We start from the raw sequence: 14,996 nt of genomic DNA, 5'->3' as shown, positions 1-14,996 counted from the left end.
TATTAATATAATATTGACTTTCTCAACAAATTTCAAGCCGATAAATAGAACTTAAAAAAAAAGCGAGATAAATAAAAATTAACCTCGCTTTTTTTTTATAATGTAATGAAAATTTTACTTTTTCGTTTTAATTGTATTTTTATAAATCTGACCATCTTTAATAATCACTAAAAAGTTTTTATCAGGATTAGCGATTAATGATAAATCTTTCAAAGGATTTCCATCAACTAAAATCAAATCTGCTAAGGCTTGTTCTTCTATAACACCTAATTTTCCTGGATATGGATTTCTTAAACCAGATAATTGTAATAATTGCGCATTATCTTTTGTTACCATTTTCAAAATTTCAGCATTTGTAAACCATTTCTGAAGACGAAGGATATAACTATTTTGCTCATCATTCAATTCAGGCTCAAATAAAAAATCTGTTCCCCAGGCAAGTTTTACCCCAAGTTTTTTTGCTAAAGGCCAAACTTTATCTTGACCTTCTAAAACCGGTTTACGTTTTTCTTTACGTAACTCGTCCATGTTATCATTATTATCCATTAGATTTTGAAGACTTAACCAAATTCCTTTATCAGCAATAATTTTTAAAGTTTCTTCATCTAACATTTGACCATGTTCTATTGACTTCACTCCTGCTTCTATCGCACGTTGAACAGCTCTAGGCGTGTAAGCATGAACCATAACATACGTTCCCCAATCTTCAGCAGCATCTACAGCAGCTTTCATTTCATCAAAAGTATATTGTGTAACATCAATCGGATCATAAGCAGAAGATGTTCCTCCACCAGCCATCAATTTTATTTGGCTTGCCCCGAAACGTAGATTCTCTCTAGTTGCAGTTAAAACATCATCTCTTCCATCAGCAATAAACGTTGCGCCCATCTCTTCTGCACGTGAAGCTTTCCCAAAGAAACGACGCGAACGTTCTGACGGCGTTCTAAAATCTCCATGACCAGCTGTTTGACTAATTGTTGCACCAGAAGGCCAAATTCTAGGTCCTGTAATTTTACCTTTATCAATGGCTAATTTTAAAGGAAAAATTGGTCCACCAGCATCACGAACACTTGTAAAACCACGCATTAGCATTTTGTGAGAGGATTCACTTACTTTTGAAAGCATCATTTCTTCTGACATATTTGGATCCATTAATTGTTGCATCGTCAATGCACCAAAAACCATGTGTACATGTACGTCAATTAAACCTGGAATTAATGTTTTTCCTCCTCCATTAATTTTTACAACATCTTGATTTGAAGCATTAATTTTTGAAGCACTAATTTTTTCAATTTTTTTTCCTGAAACCAATACATTCATTGGAGATGTTAATGTTTGATTTTGATGATCTAAAATCTTAACATTTTCAATTAAAATTTGTTTCGTTTGCGCAAAAGTAAAAGTGGTAGCAAGAAAAAAAAGTATTATTATTGACTTTATTTTCATAATATATTGTTTATTATTTGCTATAAAGATACGTTGAATGAATGTAATTCAAGATTAAAAAAGGATTATTTTCTTATTTATAATGATTAATTAAACAAACTATAATCTTGCTTTTCAGCGAATTTCTAAGCTTTTGTTAAACCAATTATTTTCTTAACAATTGTTACAATTATCACAACTAATAGTCCTGCAATAAGCGCAATAAAAGCTTCGCTAATCATCGTTGGAATTCCTGTAGGAATATGATGATGAATATAATCGATATTATGAACAAATATTCCGCCTGAAACCAGTAAAAGTGCTATAGTTCCTACAAAACCTAACGTTTTGATTACATAAGGCAATGCATCAACCAAAAAATGTCCTAATTTAGAAACAGCCCCTTTGTCATGAGATGCTTTTATTAATTTATAACCAGCATCATCCATACGAACAATCAAGGTTACAATTCCGTAAACACCAATCGTTGCTAAAATTGCAATTAAAGAAACTGTCAAAACTTGTGTCATCATTGGTTCTTCTAGAACTGTACTCAATGCAATAATCACAATTTCTATGGAAAGAATAAAATCTGTAATAATCGCTGATTTTACTTTCGATTTCTCCGAAACTTCTTTCTTGTCTTCTACTTTATCTTCATGAATCACTTGTTCACCTTTCTTTGAACGATGAAAAATAAATTCAATTATTTTCTCAACGCCTTCAAAAGCCAAATAAAAACCTCCCAAAATCAAGATATATTTTATAACATCTGGCATATAATGATTTAATGTCAAAACAATTGGAACTATAATCAATTTATTGATAAAAGATCCTTTTGTTATTGCCCACAGAACTGGTATTTCGCGAGAAGATAAAAAACCTGTCGCTTTTTCTGCATTAACAGCCAAATCGTCGCCTAAAATCCCTGCTGTTTTACTTGCTGCAACTTTACTTGTTACTGCAACATCATCCATTAACGCTGCAATATCATCTAATACTGCGAATATTCCTGAAGCCATATAATTTATTTTTCGGTTCGTAAAAGTAAAAAATAATGAGAATTCTTTTTTAGTTTTTTGATATTCATTCTAGATTTTATTTTGAGAAAATTAATACGCTTTTAGAATATTGATAAATTCATAAAATGCCAAATTCTTTTGATAATTAAAAGTTAGCCAATAATTCTCTAAAACCTCATCCTTATTTCATTAAGTTTTCATTATTCTTAAGTTTTACTTAAGATAAGTTTTCAAGCTATTTTTTCTTAAATCATGGTTCTAATTTTGTCTTCTAATAAAATTTATAAACGTGATTTTTAATATATTTCTTCTATTTATTGGTGCAATTTTAGCATTTTGGATAAGTGCAATTTGTGGCGGTGGCGCAAGCTTAATTATAATTCCAATTCTCAATCTTATCATTCCAACTTCATTAGTTCCTTTTTCCTTAACAATCGGAACATTTACAAGCTCAGCTTCTCGTATAGCCGCTTTCAAAAAATCTGTACATTGGAAAATCTTTTTTTGGTTCGTTCCATTTTCTATTCCAGCAGTTTTAATGGGCGCTTATTTAATCAAATTCATCAATCCAATTTATTTACAAATAATCGTTGCTGTTTTATTGATTTCAAATGTTCCTCAATTATTTCTAAACAAAAAACAACAAGATAATGATGAAAAACCTTCTCCAAAATATATTTTAGCAATTGTCGGTTTTTTGGCAGGATTTGTTTCGGGAATTACAGGCGCAATTGGTTTATTATTTAATCGATTTTACTTGAAATATGGTTTAACAAAAGAAGAAATTATCGCAACTCGCGCAGCAAACGAAATTATACTTCATATTATTAAACTTATCATTTATACCGCTCTTGGTTTATATTCTAAGAATGCTTTATTAATTGGATTAGCGATTGCAATTGCCTCAATTATTTCATCTTATTCTGTGAAATATATTCTTCCTTATTTTAGCGATTTTATTTTCAGAAAAGTTGGATATGCTGCAATGGTTATTTCTGGAATTACACTTTTTTATACAAGTTCACAAAAAATTATTCAAGAAGATAAAATACAACTTTCTACAATAAATAAAGGCGACGAAAATGAAACAATATTAAAATGGCGAAACAGCGATTTTGTGATGGAATATTCTTTGGATGGAGAATTTGAAATTGAACGCCCAATTCTCCCAAATGAATTGCCAGAAAAATTATTAAAAAAATATACTGAAATTTTGCCAAATTACGATAAGATTTCTCTCGAAAAAGTCTTCAGAATTGGAGAAAATAGTTATGAATTTTATTGTTACAAAGACAATAAATTAACCAAATTTGAACTGAAAGAATAAAAAACAATTAATAATTTTTACGAAACATTATATTTGATAAATTATTCTTAAGTTTAACCAACATTACTATAAAAAAATATATGAATACAAAAGATAATCCCAAACTAACACGAGCTTGGATTTCTTACGATTGGGCAAACTCTGTCCATTCTTTAGTTATTGCATCGGCGATTTTTCCAGTTTATTATACATTAATGAGCTATGATGCGAATAATCAACCAATCAAATTCTTGGGATTATTACCAGAATCTGCTTTCAATTTTTCATTGGCAATTGCATTCTTTTTCGTGATTGTTTTATCTCCAGTTTTATCTTCGATTGCTGATTTAATCGGAAATAAAATCAAATTTCTTCGCTTTTTTTGTTACTTAGGCTCATTCTCTTGTATTGGAATGTTTTTCTTCACATCGAGCGATTTGGTTTGGTTAGCATTATTACTCAATATCACGGCAAGTATAGGTTTTTGGGGAAGTTTAGTTTTTTACAATGCTTATTTACCAGAAATTGTTTCAGAAGAAAAAATGGACAAAGTTTCGGCACAAGGTTATATGTTTGGCTATATTGGTTCTGTTATTTTATTGACGATTTGTTTGGCAATGATACAATTTGCACCAGAAGAAAAACAAGGATTATTTGCTCGAATAAGTTTCTTATTAACAGGAGTTTGGTGGCTAGGATTTGGGCAAATTGCATTAAGTAAATTACCGAATCATAAATTTGATCGTCAAATTCCAAAAGATATTATCAAATCAAGTTTCAGTAATTTACGACTTACATATAAAGATTTGAATCAATACAAGAATATCCGTGTATTTTTGGCTGGTTTTTTCTTTTATAGTTTAGCTATGCAAACCATTTTCTTGATGGCTGCCATGTTTGGGAGTTCAGAAATTGGAATGGAATCTTCGGAATTGATTATGACTATTTTATTAATTCAAATTGAAGCTGTTTTAGGTGCTTGGCTTTTCTCTTTTCTTTCTGGGAAAATCGGAAATAAGAAAACTTTATTAATTGGAATTTTTATTTGGATAATTACATGTATAATTGGTTACTTAATTGATAATAACGATCCAAATGTAAAAACACAATTCTATATAATGGCTGCTATGGTTGGACTTGTTATGGGAGGTTTACAAGCTTTATCTCGTTCTACTTATGCGAAGTTATTACCAGAAACAGAAGATACAACAACATATTTCAGCTTTTATGATGTTTTCGAAAAGTTTGCCTTATTCTTAGGATTAGTGATTTACGGTTTATTGATAGAATATTCGGGCGGCATGAAAGCTTCTGCTCTTGCGATGGGCGTTTCGTTTGCCATTAGCTTTGTAATTTTATTATTCTATAAAATGGAAAAGAAGTAAATTATTTATATAAAAACAATAAGTTTTTTGATTAGATAAAAACTTTAAACACAAAAAAGAGCTTTATAAAAAGCTCTTTTTTGTGTTTGATTATATTTCTAAAAATTTAGATTTCTTTTCTCAATCTCGCAACTGGAATATTTAATTGTTCGCGGTACTTTGCAATTGTACGACGAGCAATTGGATAACCTTTTTCTTTTAAAATTTCAGTTAATTTTTCATCCGTCAAAGGTTTTCTTTTATCTTCATCAGCGATAACATCTTGTAAAATTCGTTTGATTTCACGCGTTGAAACTTCTTCTCCATCATCATTTGTCAACGATTCTGAGAACAAATCTTTTATTAAAAATGTTCCATAAGGCGTTGTTACATATTTAGAATTTGCTACACGAGAAACGGTCGAAATATCCATTCCAATTTGGTCAGAAATATCTTTCAAAATCATTGGTTTGATTTTCGTTTCATCTCCTGTTAAGAAATATTCTTTTTGGAATTTCATAATCGCTTCCATTGTATATAAAAGCGTATTTCGACGTTGTTGAACCGCATCAATAAACCATTTCGCAGAATCTAACTTTTGTTTTACAAACATCACAGCTTCTTTCTGCTGATTCGATTTGTTTTCCGTTTTTTTATACGTATCTAACATTTCTGCAAACGCACTCGAGATTTTTAATTCAGGAACATTACGTCCATTTAATGATAATTCTAAATCACCATCATTGATATGAATTGTAAAATCTGGTGTGATTTGCTCTACAATTTTACTGCTACTAGAAAATGATTTTCCTGGTTTTGGGTTTAATCGTTCAATTTCCGAAATGGCATCACGTAATTCATCATCATCGGCATCATATTTAGCCATTAATTTCGAATAATGCTTCTTCGTAAATGCATCGAATGATTCTGAAATTAATTTTTCTGCTAATTCTACTGATTCTGTTTGATTTTTATTTTCTAACTGAATAAGTAAACATTCTTGCAAATCGCGTGCTCCAACACCAACAGGATCCATTCGTTGAATATAATTAATCAACAAATTTTCAACCTCTTCAGGTGATGTATAAATATTTTGTGAGAAAGCTAAATCATCAACCAACGATTTAACATCTCGACGCATATAACCATCATCGTCAATATTACCTAAGATAAATTCGGCAATTTGAAATTGTTCTGAAGTTAATCGATACGTGTATAATTGCGAAGTCAAAAACTCAATAAAACTCTCTCCTTGTGCATAAGGAACAGATTTATCTTCGTCATCGTCGCTATAATTATTGGTATACGTTTTATAATTTGGAATATCGTCATCGCTCAAATAATCATCAATATTGATGTCACTTGTGTCAATAACTTGTTCATCGCCATAATCATCATTCTGATTATCCCATTCATCCTGTTCTCCTCCATAATCTTCGTCATACTCAGAAGATTGATCATCCAAAGCAGGGTTTTCTTCCAACTCTTCCTTTACGCGTTGTTCAAAAGCAACCGTAGGAAGCTGAACCAACTTCATTAATTGGATTTGTTGTGGCGATAGTTTTTGTTGTAATTTTAAATTTAATTCCTGCTTTAACATATTTTGGGTTTTGGCTTGTATAAAAAACGGATTTAGCTTAAAGTTACAATATTTAAGCTAAATCCGAAAAATATTTTAATTAAAATTCTGCATTATTAGGGGTTCTTGGGAAAGGAATTACATCACGAATATTTCCCATTCCTGTTACGAACAATACTAAACGCTCTAAACCTAATCCGAAACCTGAATGAGGTACAGATCCGAAACGTCTTGTATCGCGGTACCACCATAATTCTTCTTTATCGATCCCGAATTTTTCCATTTTTTCGTCTAAAACTTCTAAACGTTCTTCACGCTCAGAACCTCCGATAATTTCTCCAATTCCTGGGAATAAGACGTCCATTGCACGAACAGTTTTTCCATCATCGTTCATACGCATATAGAATGCTTTGATTTCTGCTGGATAATCAAATAAAATAACTGGAGTTTTGAAGTGTTTTTCAACTAAATAACGTTCGTGTTCAGATTGTAAATCTGCTCCCCAACCTTCGATTGGATATTTGAATTTACCTTTTTTATTTGGTTTAGAATCTTTCAAGATATCAATAGCTTCTGTATAGCTCAAGCGAATGAATTTGTTATTTAATACATATTCTAAACGCTCTATTAAACCTAATTCAGAACGCTCTGCTTCTGGTTTTTGTTTTTGTTCTTTATCAAAACGTTCAGCTAAGAATTTCAAATCATCTTTACATGTTTCCATTGCATAAGTGATGACAGATTTCATGAAATCTTCTGCTAAATCCATATTTTGATCTAAACGGAAAAATGCAACTTCTGGCTCAATCATCCAGAATTCTGCTAAGTGACGAGAAGTATTCGAGTTTTCTGCACGGAAAGTAGGTCCAAATGTATAAATTTTTCCTAATCCCATTGCTGCTGTTTCTCCTTCTAATTGTCCTGAAACAGTTAAATTAGTCGATTTCCCAAAGAAATCTTGTGTATAATCTACTTTTCCTTCTTCGTTTTTAGGCAAGTTTTCCATATCCATATTTGTGATATGAAACATTTCTCCTGCTCCTTCTGCATCAGAACCTGTAATAATTGGTGTATTGATGTAAACGAAACCATTTTCGTTGAAATACTTGTGAATCCCGAACATTAACGCATTACGAACACGCATAGTTGCAGCAAAAACATTAGTTCTGAAACGTAAATGTGCTTGCTCACGCAAAATCTCTAAACTGTGTTGTTTTGGCTGTAAAATTGTTCCTTTTAAATCATTTGATGGTGCAGCTCCTAAGATTTTAATTTCTTTTGCAACAATTTCAATATCTTGACCTGCTCCTTCACTTTCTACCACTTCACCTTTTACTTGCAAAGAAGCTGCTGTAGAAATTTGTTTTATAATTGATTCGTCAAAATTTTCGAAATCTACTACTACTTGAATATTATTAATTGTAGAACCGTCATTCAACGCGATAAAACGATTACTTCTGAACGATCTTACCCATCCATTTACAACTACTTCCTGTAGCAACAAATCTTTGCCTTTTTCTAATAAGGCTTTAATTCCGTACGATTGCATAATTTTTTTATTTATCCTTACAAATTTAGTTAATATTTAAAGTTATAAAAATTATAGGCATAATTTTTGCGAATATTTTTTACTGAACCTAAAAATCCTTCACAATTTCAATAAAATTGTGAAGGATTTTTGATTTTAATTTATTTTTTGAAGTGAAATTTTTCTATTTCTTAGATTCAAAACGTAAAAGAATGTAATTCTACAAGAAATTCAAATTAACGGTTAATTTTAAGTAGAAATTATCTTTGAATTTTTCTTCTGAATAAGCTCCTAAACGATAGAAAGCTCCTAAACCAAAAGTTTTGAAAATTAAATTATTTACTTCAATACCTGTTTCGTGGTAATAATGATTCAAGGTTTTAAAATCCAAATTTTGATGATCTGATTTATCTTTCATATCACCTAAAACTCCACGGTAAACGAATTGTGGGAAAATAATTTTGTTTCCTACTTTAACACCAGCAAAAATATGTTTCAATTGGAAAGATACAAATCGGTCCGAATAAAATTCTCCTGGACGCATTGTTTCGAAATTTGTTAAACCTCCTACTCCAAAATTCAAAAAGTCATTTCGTTTTGCGTTTCCTTGTCCTTCGAACAAATTCATCAATGGTATTTTTCCTTCTACCCAACCCGCATTTGCATTGAAATTTGTTTTACCAATTCTTGTATCAAAAACATCGAAATAAGAAATATTGAAACGAAGTGGATCATAATCAGAATTAAAAATATCCCAATATTTTGTAAGCGTTGCATAGAAAACAGATTTTCCACTGTTCACCGTTACTTTTCCATAAGGAGTTCTAATGAATTTATCTTTTGGTGCAAAACGAATCGCTAATTGCGTGTTATACAAATCGTACCAACCGATATTATTTTTGAAAGAATAATTGAATTCTGCTTGTTGTTTTTCGTAATTCGCCGAAATATTGAATGTTACATTTTTGAAAATATCTTGTTCATATCCAAAAGCATAACGTTTGTATGAAAAATATTCGTGGTTATAAATATTACTAAACGCGCCGCTTATTAAACGTGTGTAATTTGATTGTAATAAAATTGGCGTTTTTCCAGAAGCCGAAACATCTTGCGAATATTTTGCGAAAACTCTTCCTGAGTAAGGTTTATTTACAAAATAATCTCCTCCAAAACCAAACTTAAATTTTTCGTCTTTGAAACCATAAGCAGAATAAGCATTCAACGAATATTTATCGCTCCAATTTTCATTTGTATTGAAAGCCGCTCCAAGTCGGAAACCTTCATAATCATTATAAGCTAAGATTTTTGTAAGATCTAAATCAACTTTTCCTAATGATAATTTTCCGCCAGAATTAACGATTCTCATCAACTTCATTTGTCGTTCTAGCTTGTATTTATCAGAAATGCTATCAATCGTTACATATGTGTTTTTTTCCTTGTTTGATAAAGATGAATCGCGATAATTTTCCATTACATTATCCCATTTTTTTGCATCCATATTCTGAAAAGAAATCTCATCTTCATAACCCAAAAATTCATTGCGTTTGAAATGAGCTGGATTTTGAATATCCTTGAAAGTTGTTTCGAGATTAATCCAAATTTTTTCTTTTTTATCAATAAAATCATCACCGGCTAATTTTTCAGTAATTTTAAAATTACCAGCTTCCATGCGATATTTTTGTTGATTTGGAATCCAAGTTCCGTTGTTCAACTTCCAATCAGCTTCTAATTCTGCTACATAATTTGCGCTTGTATTTTCAGCTTCAAATTTGATTAAGGCATATGTTTTATCATCAATCCAAAGTGTTCCTTTTATTTGACGTTTGTCTGTTTTTATAGCTGGAAAAAAGCTGATAACGATTGTTTTTCTTCCATTGATAAAAATATCTTCTTTGAAACCATAACGATAATTAGAAAGTCCTTCTCTACTAACTGGATTTACTATTCCTTTGAAGAAAAAATTGATTTTATCTTGATCAAAATTAAAGGCAATTGGTTGCATTGCTAAATATTCGTACAAAGGCGAACGCATTCCCGAAATTCGAGATGATTGAACAATATTTTTTAATCCCAAACGCTTGGATATTTTATGATCCATTGCACGTTCTCCTAAAAATAAATGGCTATTATCTAATAATTTTTTCCATTGATTGTTTACAGAATCTTTGTGATTTTGTGGTTGAATAATAAACGGAATTGAATCGTTATTTACAGTGCTCCAAAATTTTGTATATGATTTTAGGAAAATATTTCCTCCTTTTTTTATTGAATTTTTGGATTGATTACGAATTGCTTTGATAATTATATTTCGTCCAACAGAATCATTTGTTGTGAATTTAACCTCATCCAAACTAATGAAAGAAGGTTTCATCATAATTTCGATTAATTTTCTACCGTTGGTTTGTATGCTTTCTGTAAAATATCCATTTTTGAGTACATCTATAAAATGAATTGAATCATTAATATCTAGTTCACCTAATTCATCTGTTTCTCCAAGAAATTGTTTTGTATCGCTGTATACGTTGGCCCCTGTTAAACGAAATTCGTCCTGAGCATCGAAAACTCTTACTTTTATTTGAGCAAATGTGGCAATTGAGATACAGAAATTTAACAGAAATATATAATTCTTCATCGTTTGAAATTGATTATGCAAATAAATAAAAAAAGCAGCGAAACGCTGCTTTAAAATATATTTTTTTCAAGAAAGATTAAACTTTCATAATTTCAGCTTCTTTTTTCGCTAAAGCTTCTTCTAATTCCTTAGAAAATTTGTCTGTTAATCCTTGTACACGTGTTTCGTAACCTTTCACCATGTCTTCAGAAGCTTCTTTTACTGCTTTAAGTGATTTGTTAGCATCTTGGCGTGCATTACGAAGAGAAATTTTTGCATTTTCCATATCTGCTTTTGCCATTTTTACTAACTCTTTACGACGCTCTTCTGTCACTGGAGGAATACTGATTATAATAGAATCTCCATTGTTAGAAGGTGCAAAACCTAAGTTAGCATTGATAATTGCTTTTTCGATTTCACCAATTAAATTTCTTTCGTACGGTTGAATGCTCAACGTCATTGCATCTGGTGTATTTACATTTGCAATTTGTGTTAACGGAGATAAACTTCCGTAGTAATCAACACGAACTGAACTTAACATTGCAGGGCTTGCTTTACCTGCTCTTAATTTGTCAAATGCTACCTCTAAGTGACTTACAGTTCCTTGCATTTGCTCCTTAGCCGTTTCTAAAATAATATCTAATTCTTCCATTTCGGGATTTATTTATTTGTTACAAGAGTTCCTACGTTATCTCCTAAAATCAATTTTTTCAAGTTACCATCAGTATTCATATCAAATACAATAATTGGTAAATTATTTTCTTCACTCAAAGTAAAAGCTGTCATATCCATTACTTTTAAGTTTTTGTCGTAAACTTCTTGATAAGAAATTGTTTCGAATTTTTCTGCTGTTGGATCCTTTTCTGGATCAGCTGTGTAAATTCCGTCTACACGAGTTCCTTTCAAAATAACATCAGCTTGTGTTTCAATTGCTCTCAAAACTGCTGCTGTATCTGTTGTAAAATATGGATTTCCTGTTCCTGCTCCAAAAATTACGACACGACCTTTTTCTAAATGACGTGTTGCTCTTCTTTTAATAAACGGTTCTGCAATTTGTTCCATACGAATAGCTGTTTGTAAACGTGTATTTACACCAGCATCTTCCAATGCTCCTTGCAATGCCATACTGTTTATTACAGTTGCTAACATTCCCATATAATCTCCTTGAACACGATCCATACCAGAAGCAACTCCTTGTACTCCTCTAAAAATATTACCACCTCCGATTACGATTGCCACTTCGCAACCTAATTCAGCAACTTCTTTTATTTGTTGCGCATATTGTTTCAGCATATTTGGATCGATACCATATTGTAAATCTCCCATTAATGCTTCACCACTTAATTTAAGTAATATTCTTTTGTATTTCATCTTGTCAAAGGTTTTCTTTTGCAAATATAATTTTTCTATTCTGATTTATCCTAACGTTCGAAAATGTCTAACGCATTTTTTGTTGTAATTGCTGCAATTTCAGCTGGAGTTTGATGATAAATATCGACTAATTTATCGCAAACATGTGTTAAATAACTACTTTCATTTCGTTTTCCACGAAACGGAACTGGCGCTAAATAAGGCGAATCTGTCTCGAGTACAATATGTTTAATATCGAAATCTCCCAAAAATTGATCTATTTTACCATTTTTAAAAGTTACAACTCCACTAATTCCTAGTTTCAAATTAAAATCTATTGCGCGTTGTGCATCTTCTTTCGTTCCCGAAAAGCAATGAAAAATTCCGAATAACTTTTCATCTTTTACTTCTTCTAGCACTTCAAAAACTTCGTTAAACGCATCACGACAATGAATGACAATTGGTAAATTCTTTTCTTTAGCCCATTCAATCTGCGTTTTGAAAGCATCTTGCTGTGTTTGTAGAAATTCTTTTTCCCAATATAAATCGATTCCTATTTCGCCAATCGCTTTAAACGGACGTTTATCAATCCATTCTCTTACATGAGTCAATTCTTCTTCTATTGTATCTGGATGAACCGAACATGGATGCAAGCCCATCATTGCAAACATAGAATCTGGAGACGCAGCTTCTAATGCCAACATTTTGTCCGTATAACTTTTATCAATCGCAGGCAAATAAAATCGCTCTACTCCATTTTGTTTTGCTCGCGCTATAACTTCATCTATATCATTTTCAAATTGTTCTGAATATAAATGTGTATGTGTATCAATTAACATTGTTTTATTTTTGATCTTAAAAATTCTTTTTCAGTTGAGAAATCTAGCTTATTTCCTTTTTCTAACTCTTCTATCCAAGTAATAGTTTTGGTTAAAAATCGTTGATGATTTTCTGAAGATTGATTAAAAGGACGATGATTCATCGCTGAAATAACTTTGTTTATTTTTTGAATAATTGTTTGTGTTGATTGTTCGAAAAAAGTTTCTGAAAAACGTTCCCAAATATAATCAACCGCTTGTTTAGAAGGATGAATAAGATCTTCTTTGAAAAAACGATAATCTCTCAAATCATCCAAAACCAATTCATACGACGGAAAATATTGAACGTGATGTTGTTGAATATTTAGTTGATATAAAGCATCCAATAATCTTGCTTTGCTCACATTATTTTCTATCATTCCATCTTTTGTATGACGAACTGGACTAACTGTTGTAATAATCTGAATATTTGGATTAATTTTCTTTAAATCAGAAACGATTAATTCTAAGGATTTCAAGTTTTCTTCTGTCGTTAATAATCTTTTTTCAAATTGATTTGCTTCAACTTTATGACAATTCGTAACAATTTTATTCGATGTTTTCCATTCATATATCCACGATGTTCCTAAAGTAATCATTAGTACATTGCATGAATAAATGAAACAATGAACTTGATCTAAAATTGCATTTAGTTTTTCTAAAACAGCTTCTTTTGTAAGTGCATTAAACGACGAATGTACATCGAAACAGAAAAATTCTTCTCCGTTTTGATGTACATCTGTCGTTGTAAAATATTTTTTTTGAATGCTTCTTTCGATTAAATTTTGAATGGAATATGAATTAAAAATCACTCCAAATGGATTAATTAATCCATCAAATTTTAAATCTATCAAACGTTTTCCAATTTCATCTGAAAAACAAGAACCTATCGTCAATATTTTATGTTGATGATTAAGCTTAAAATCAGAAGGTTGAATTGGAAAAGTTGTTCGAAATTGCATTTTATCCTTGTCGATCAATTAAAACTTCACTTAATTCTCTCAAATGAGATTTTCGTTCTTCTGGAACATCTATTTGGTCTAAATAGCTATGCGCTTTATTTGTATATTCTCTAATCAATGTCGAAAGTTTACGGTTTACATTCAGTTTTCTGAATAATTTTTCTACCGCATATACTTTATCGATATTATCTGTATTTGAAGTATACCAATATAATAATTCTTCTTTTTCTTCTTCATTTGCTGCTTCTAAAGCAGAAATATAAAGAATCGTTTTCTTATTTTCGAAAATATCTCCAGCGTGTTTTTTACCTAAATGTTCAAGGCTTCCAAAGACATCCAAATAATCATCTTTCAATTGATAAGCAATTCCTAAATTCAAACCATATTGATACAATTTTTTTGCATCTTCTTCTGAAGCATTTCCAATCATTGCTCCTAATTCTAGCGCACAACCTAATAAAACACTTGTTTTTAAAGAAATCATTTTGATATAATCTTCGTAAGAAACATTTAATTTTGTTTCATAGTTTACATCAAATTGTTGTCCTTCACAAACTTCTAAAGCTGTTTTAGAAAATAGTTTTGTTGCTTTTTTAAATAATTCTGGTTCTAAATCTTCAAGATATTGATATGCTTTTACCAACATTGCATCTCCAGAAAGAATTGCTGTATTTACACCAAATTTTTCGTGAATTGTAGGTTTACTTCTTCTAAGCGAAGCATTGTCCATAATATCATCGTGCATTAATGAGAAATTATGAAAAAACTCAATTGCTAATGAAGGTTTCAATGCTTTTTCAAGTTCACCATCAAACAAATCTGTTCCCAATAAAGTCAAAATCGGACGAATTCTTTTTCCTCCAATATTCAAAATATAATCCATTGGTTCGTATAATTCTTCTGGATTTTTAGAAAATGGATTTTTATCGATTGTTTCGGCAATTAATTCGTGAAATTTATCAAATGAGTACATAGTTTGATTTTTGTAAAAT

General features: G+C 30.8%; 12 protein-coding genes. 2 read left to right on the top strand and 10 right to left on the bottom strand.

Annotated features, from left to right (window positions below):
* Positions 1–114 precede the first annotated feature (114 nt).
* On the bottom strand, positions 115–1,446 hold the full coding sequence (locus ACMHJW_RS02955) for an amidohydrolase family protein (RefSeq protein ID WP_413531927.1): 1,332 nt from the start codon (positions 1,444–1,446) through the stop codon (positions 115–117).
* A 125-nt stretch (positions 1,447–1,571) separates the two neighbouring features.
* Entirely contained in the window at positions 1,572–2,447 is an 876-nt protein-coding gene (locus ACMHJW_RS02950; RefSeq protein ID WP_413531926.1) for a DUF808 domain-containing protein, read from the bottom strand.
* A 289-nt stretch (positions 2,448–2,736) separates the two neighbouring features.
* On the opposite strand from ACMHJW_RS02950, the gene ACMHJW_RS02945 reads away from it, so the two are divergent.
* Positions 2,737–3,774, top strand: coding sequence for a sulfite exporter TauE/SafE family protein (locus ACMHJW_RS02945; protein ID WP_413531925.1), 1,038 nt, complete (start codon positions 2,737–2,739; stop codon positions 3,772–3,774).
* An 80-nt stretch (positions 3,775–3,854) separates the two neighbouring features.
* Positions 3,855–5,138, top strand: coding sequence for an MFS transporter (locus tag ACMHJW_RS02940; protein WP_413531924.1), 1,284 nt, complete (start codon positions 3,855–3,857; stop codon positions 5,136–5,138).
* A 106-nt stretch (positions 5,139–5,244) separates the two neighbouring features.
* Here the strand turns inward: ACMHJW_RS02940 and rpoN are convergent, their stop codons facing one another.
* From rpoN to ACMHJW_RS02900, 8 genes are all read right to left on the bottom strand, one after another.
* Complete coding sequence (gene rpoN, locus ACMHJW_RS02935) at positions 5,245–6,717, bottom strand: RNA polymerase factor sigma-54 (RefSeq protein ID WP_413531923.1); 1,473 nt, start codon at positions 6,715–6,717, stop codon at positions 5,245–5,247.
* Between the two features lie 79 nt (positions 6,718–6,796).
* Positions 6,797–8,245, bottom strand: a complete 1,449-nt coding sequence (asnS, locus tag ACMHJW_RS02930) for an asparagine--tRNA ligase (RefSeq protein ID WP_413531922.1) — start codon at positions 8,243–8,245, stop codon at positions 6,797–6,799.
* Between the two features lie 199 nt (positions 8,246–8,444).
* Positions 8,445–10,856 (bottom strand): DUF5686 family protein, encoded by a 2,412-nt coding sequence (locus ACMHJW_RS02925; protein ID WP_413531921.1) that lies wholly within the window; start codon positions 10,854–10,856, stop codon positions 8,445–8,447.
* Between the two features lie 76 nt (positions 10,857–10,932).
* The gene (gene frr / locus ACMHJW_RS02920) at positions 10,933–11,487 is read right to left on the bottom strand and encodes a ribosome recycling factor (protein ID WP_413531920.1); all 555 of its coding nucleotides are present in this window, start codon (positions 11,485–11,487) and stop codon (positions 10,933–10,935) included.
* 8 nt (positions 11,488–11,495) lie between these two features.
* Positions 11,496–12,206, bottom strand: coding sequence for a UMP kinase (pyrH, locus tag ACMHJW_RS02915; protein ID WP_413531919.1), 711 nt, complete (start codon positions 12,204–12,206; stop codon positions 11,496–11,498).
* A 50-nt stretch (positions 12,207–12,256) separates the two neighbouring features.
* The gene (locus ACMHJW_RS02910) at positions 12,257–13,024 is read right to left on the bottom strand and encodes a TatD family hydrolase (protein ID WP_413531918.1); all 768 of its coding nucleotides are present in this window, start codon (positions 13,022–13,024) and stop codon (positions 12,257–12,259) included.
* Complete coding sequence (locus tag ACMHJW_RS02905; protein ID WP_413531917.1) at positions 13,018–14,004, bottom strand: GSCFA domain-containing protein; 987 nt, start codon at positions 14,002–14,004, stop codon at positions 13,018–13,020. The genes ACMHJW_RS02910 and ACMHJW_RS02905 overlap by 7 nt, the downstream gene beginning before the upstream one ends.
* A 1-nt stretch (position 14,005) precedes the next feature.
* Positions 14,006–14,977 (bottom strand): polyprenyl synthetase family protein, encoded by a 972-nt coding sequence (locus tag ACMHJW_RS02900; protein ID WP_413531916.1) that lies wholly within the window; start codon positions 14,975–14,977, stop codon positions 14,006–14,008.
* Between the last annotated feature and the right edge of the window lie 19 nt (positions 14,978–14,996).

The organism is Empedobacter brevis (assembly GCF_965118635.1).
Classification (GTDB): domain Bacteria; phylum Bacteroidota; class Bacteroidia; order Flavobacteriales; family Weeksellaceae; genus Empedobacter; species Empedobacter brevis_A.
The sequence above is the reverse complement of the archived record's forward strand: the minus strand, read 5'-3'. Positions and strand labels throughout refer to the sequence as shown.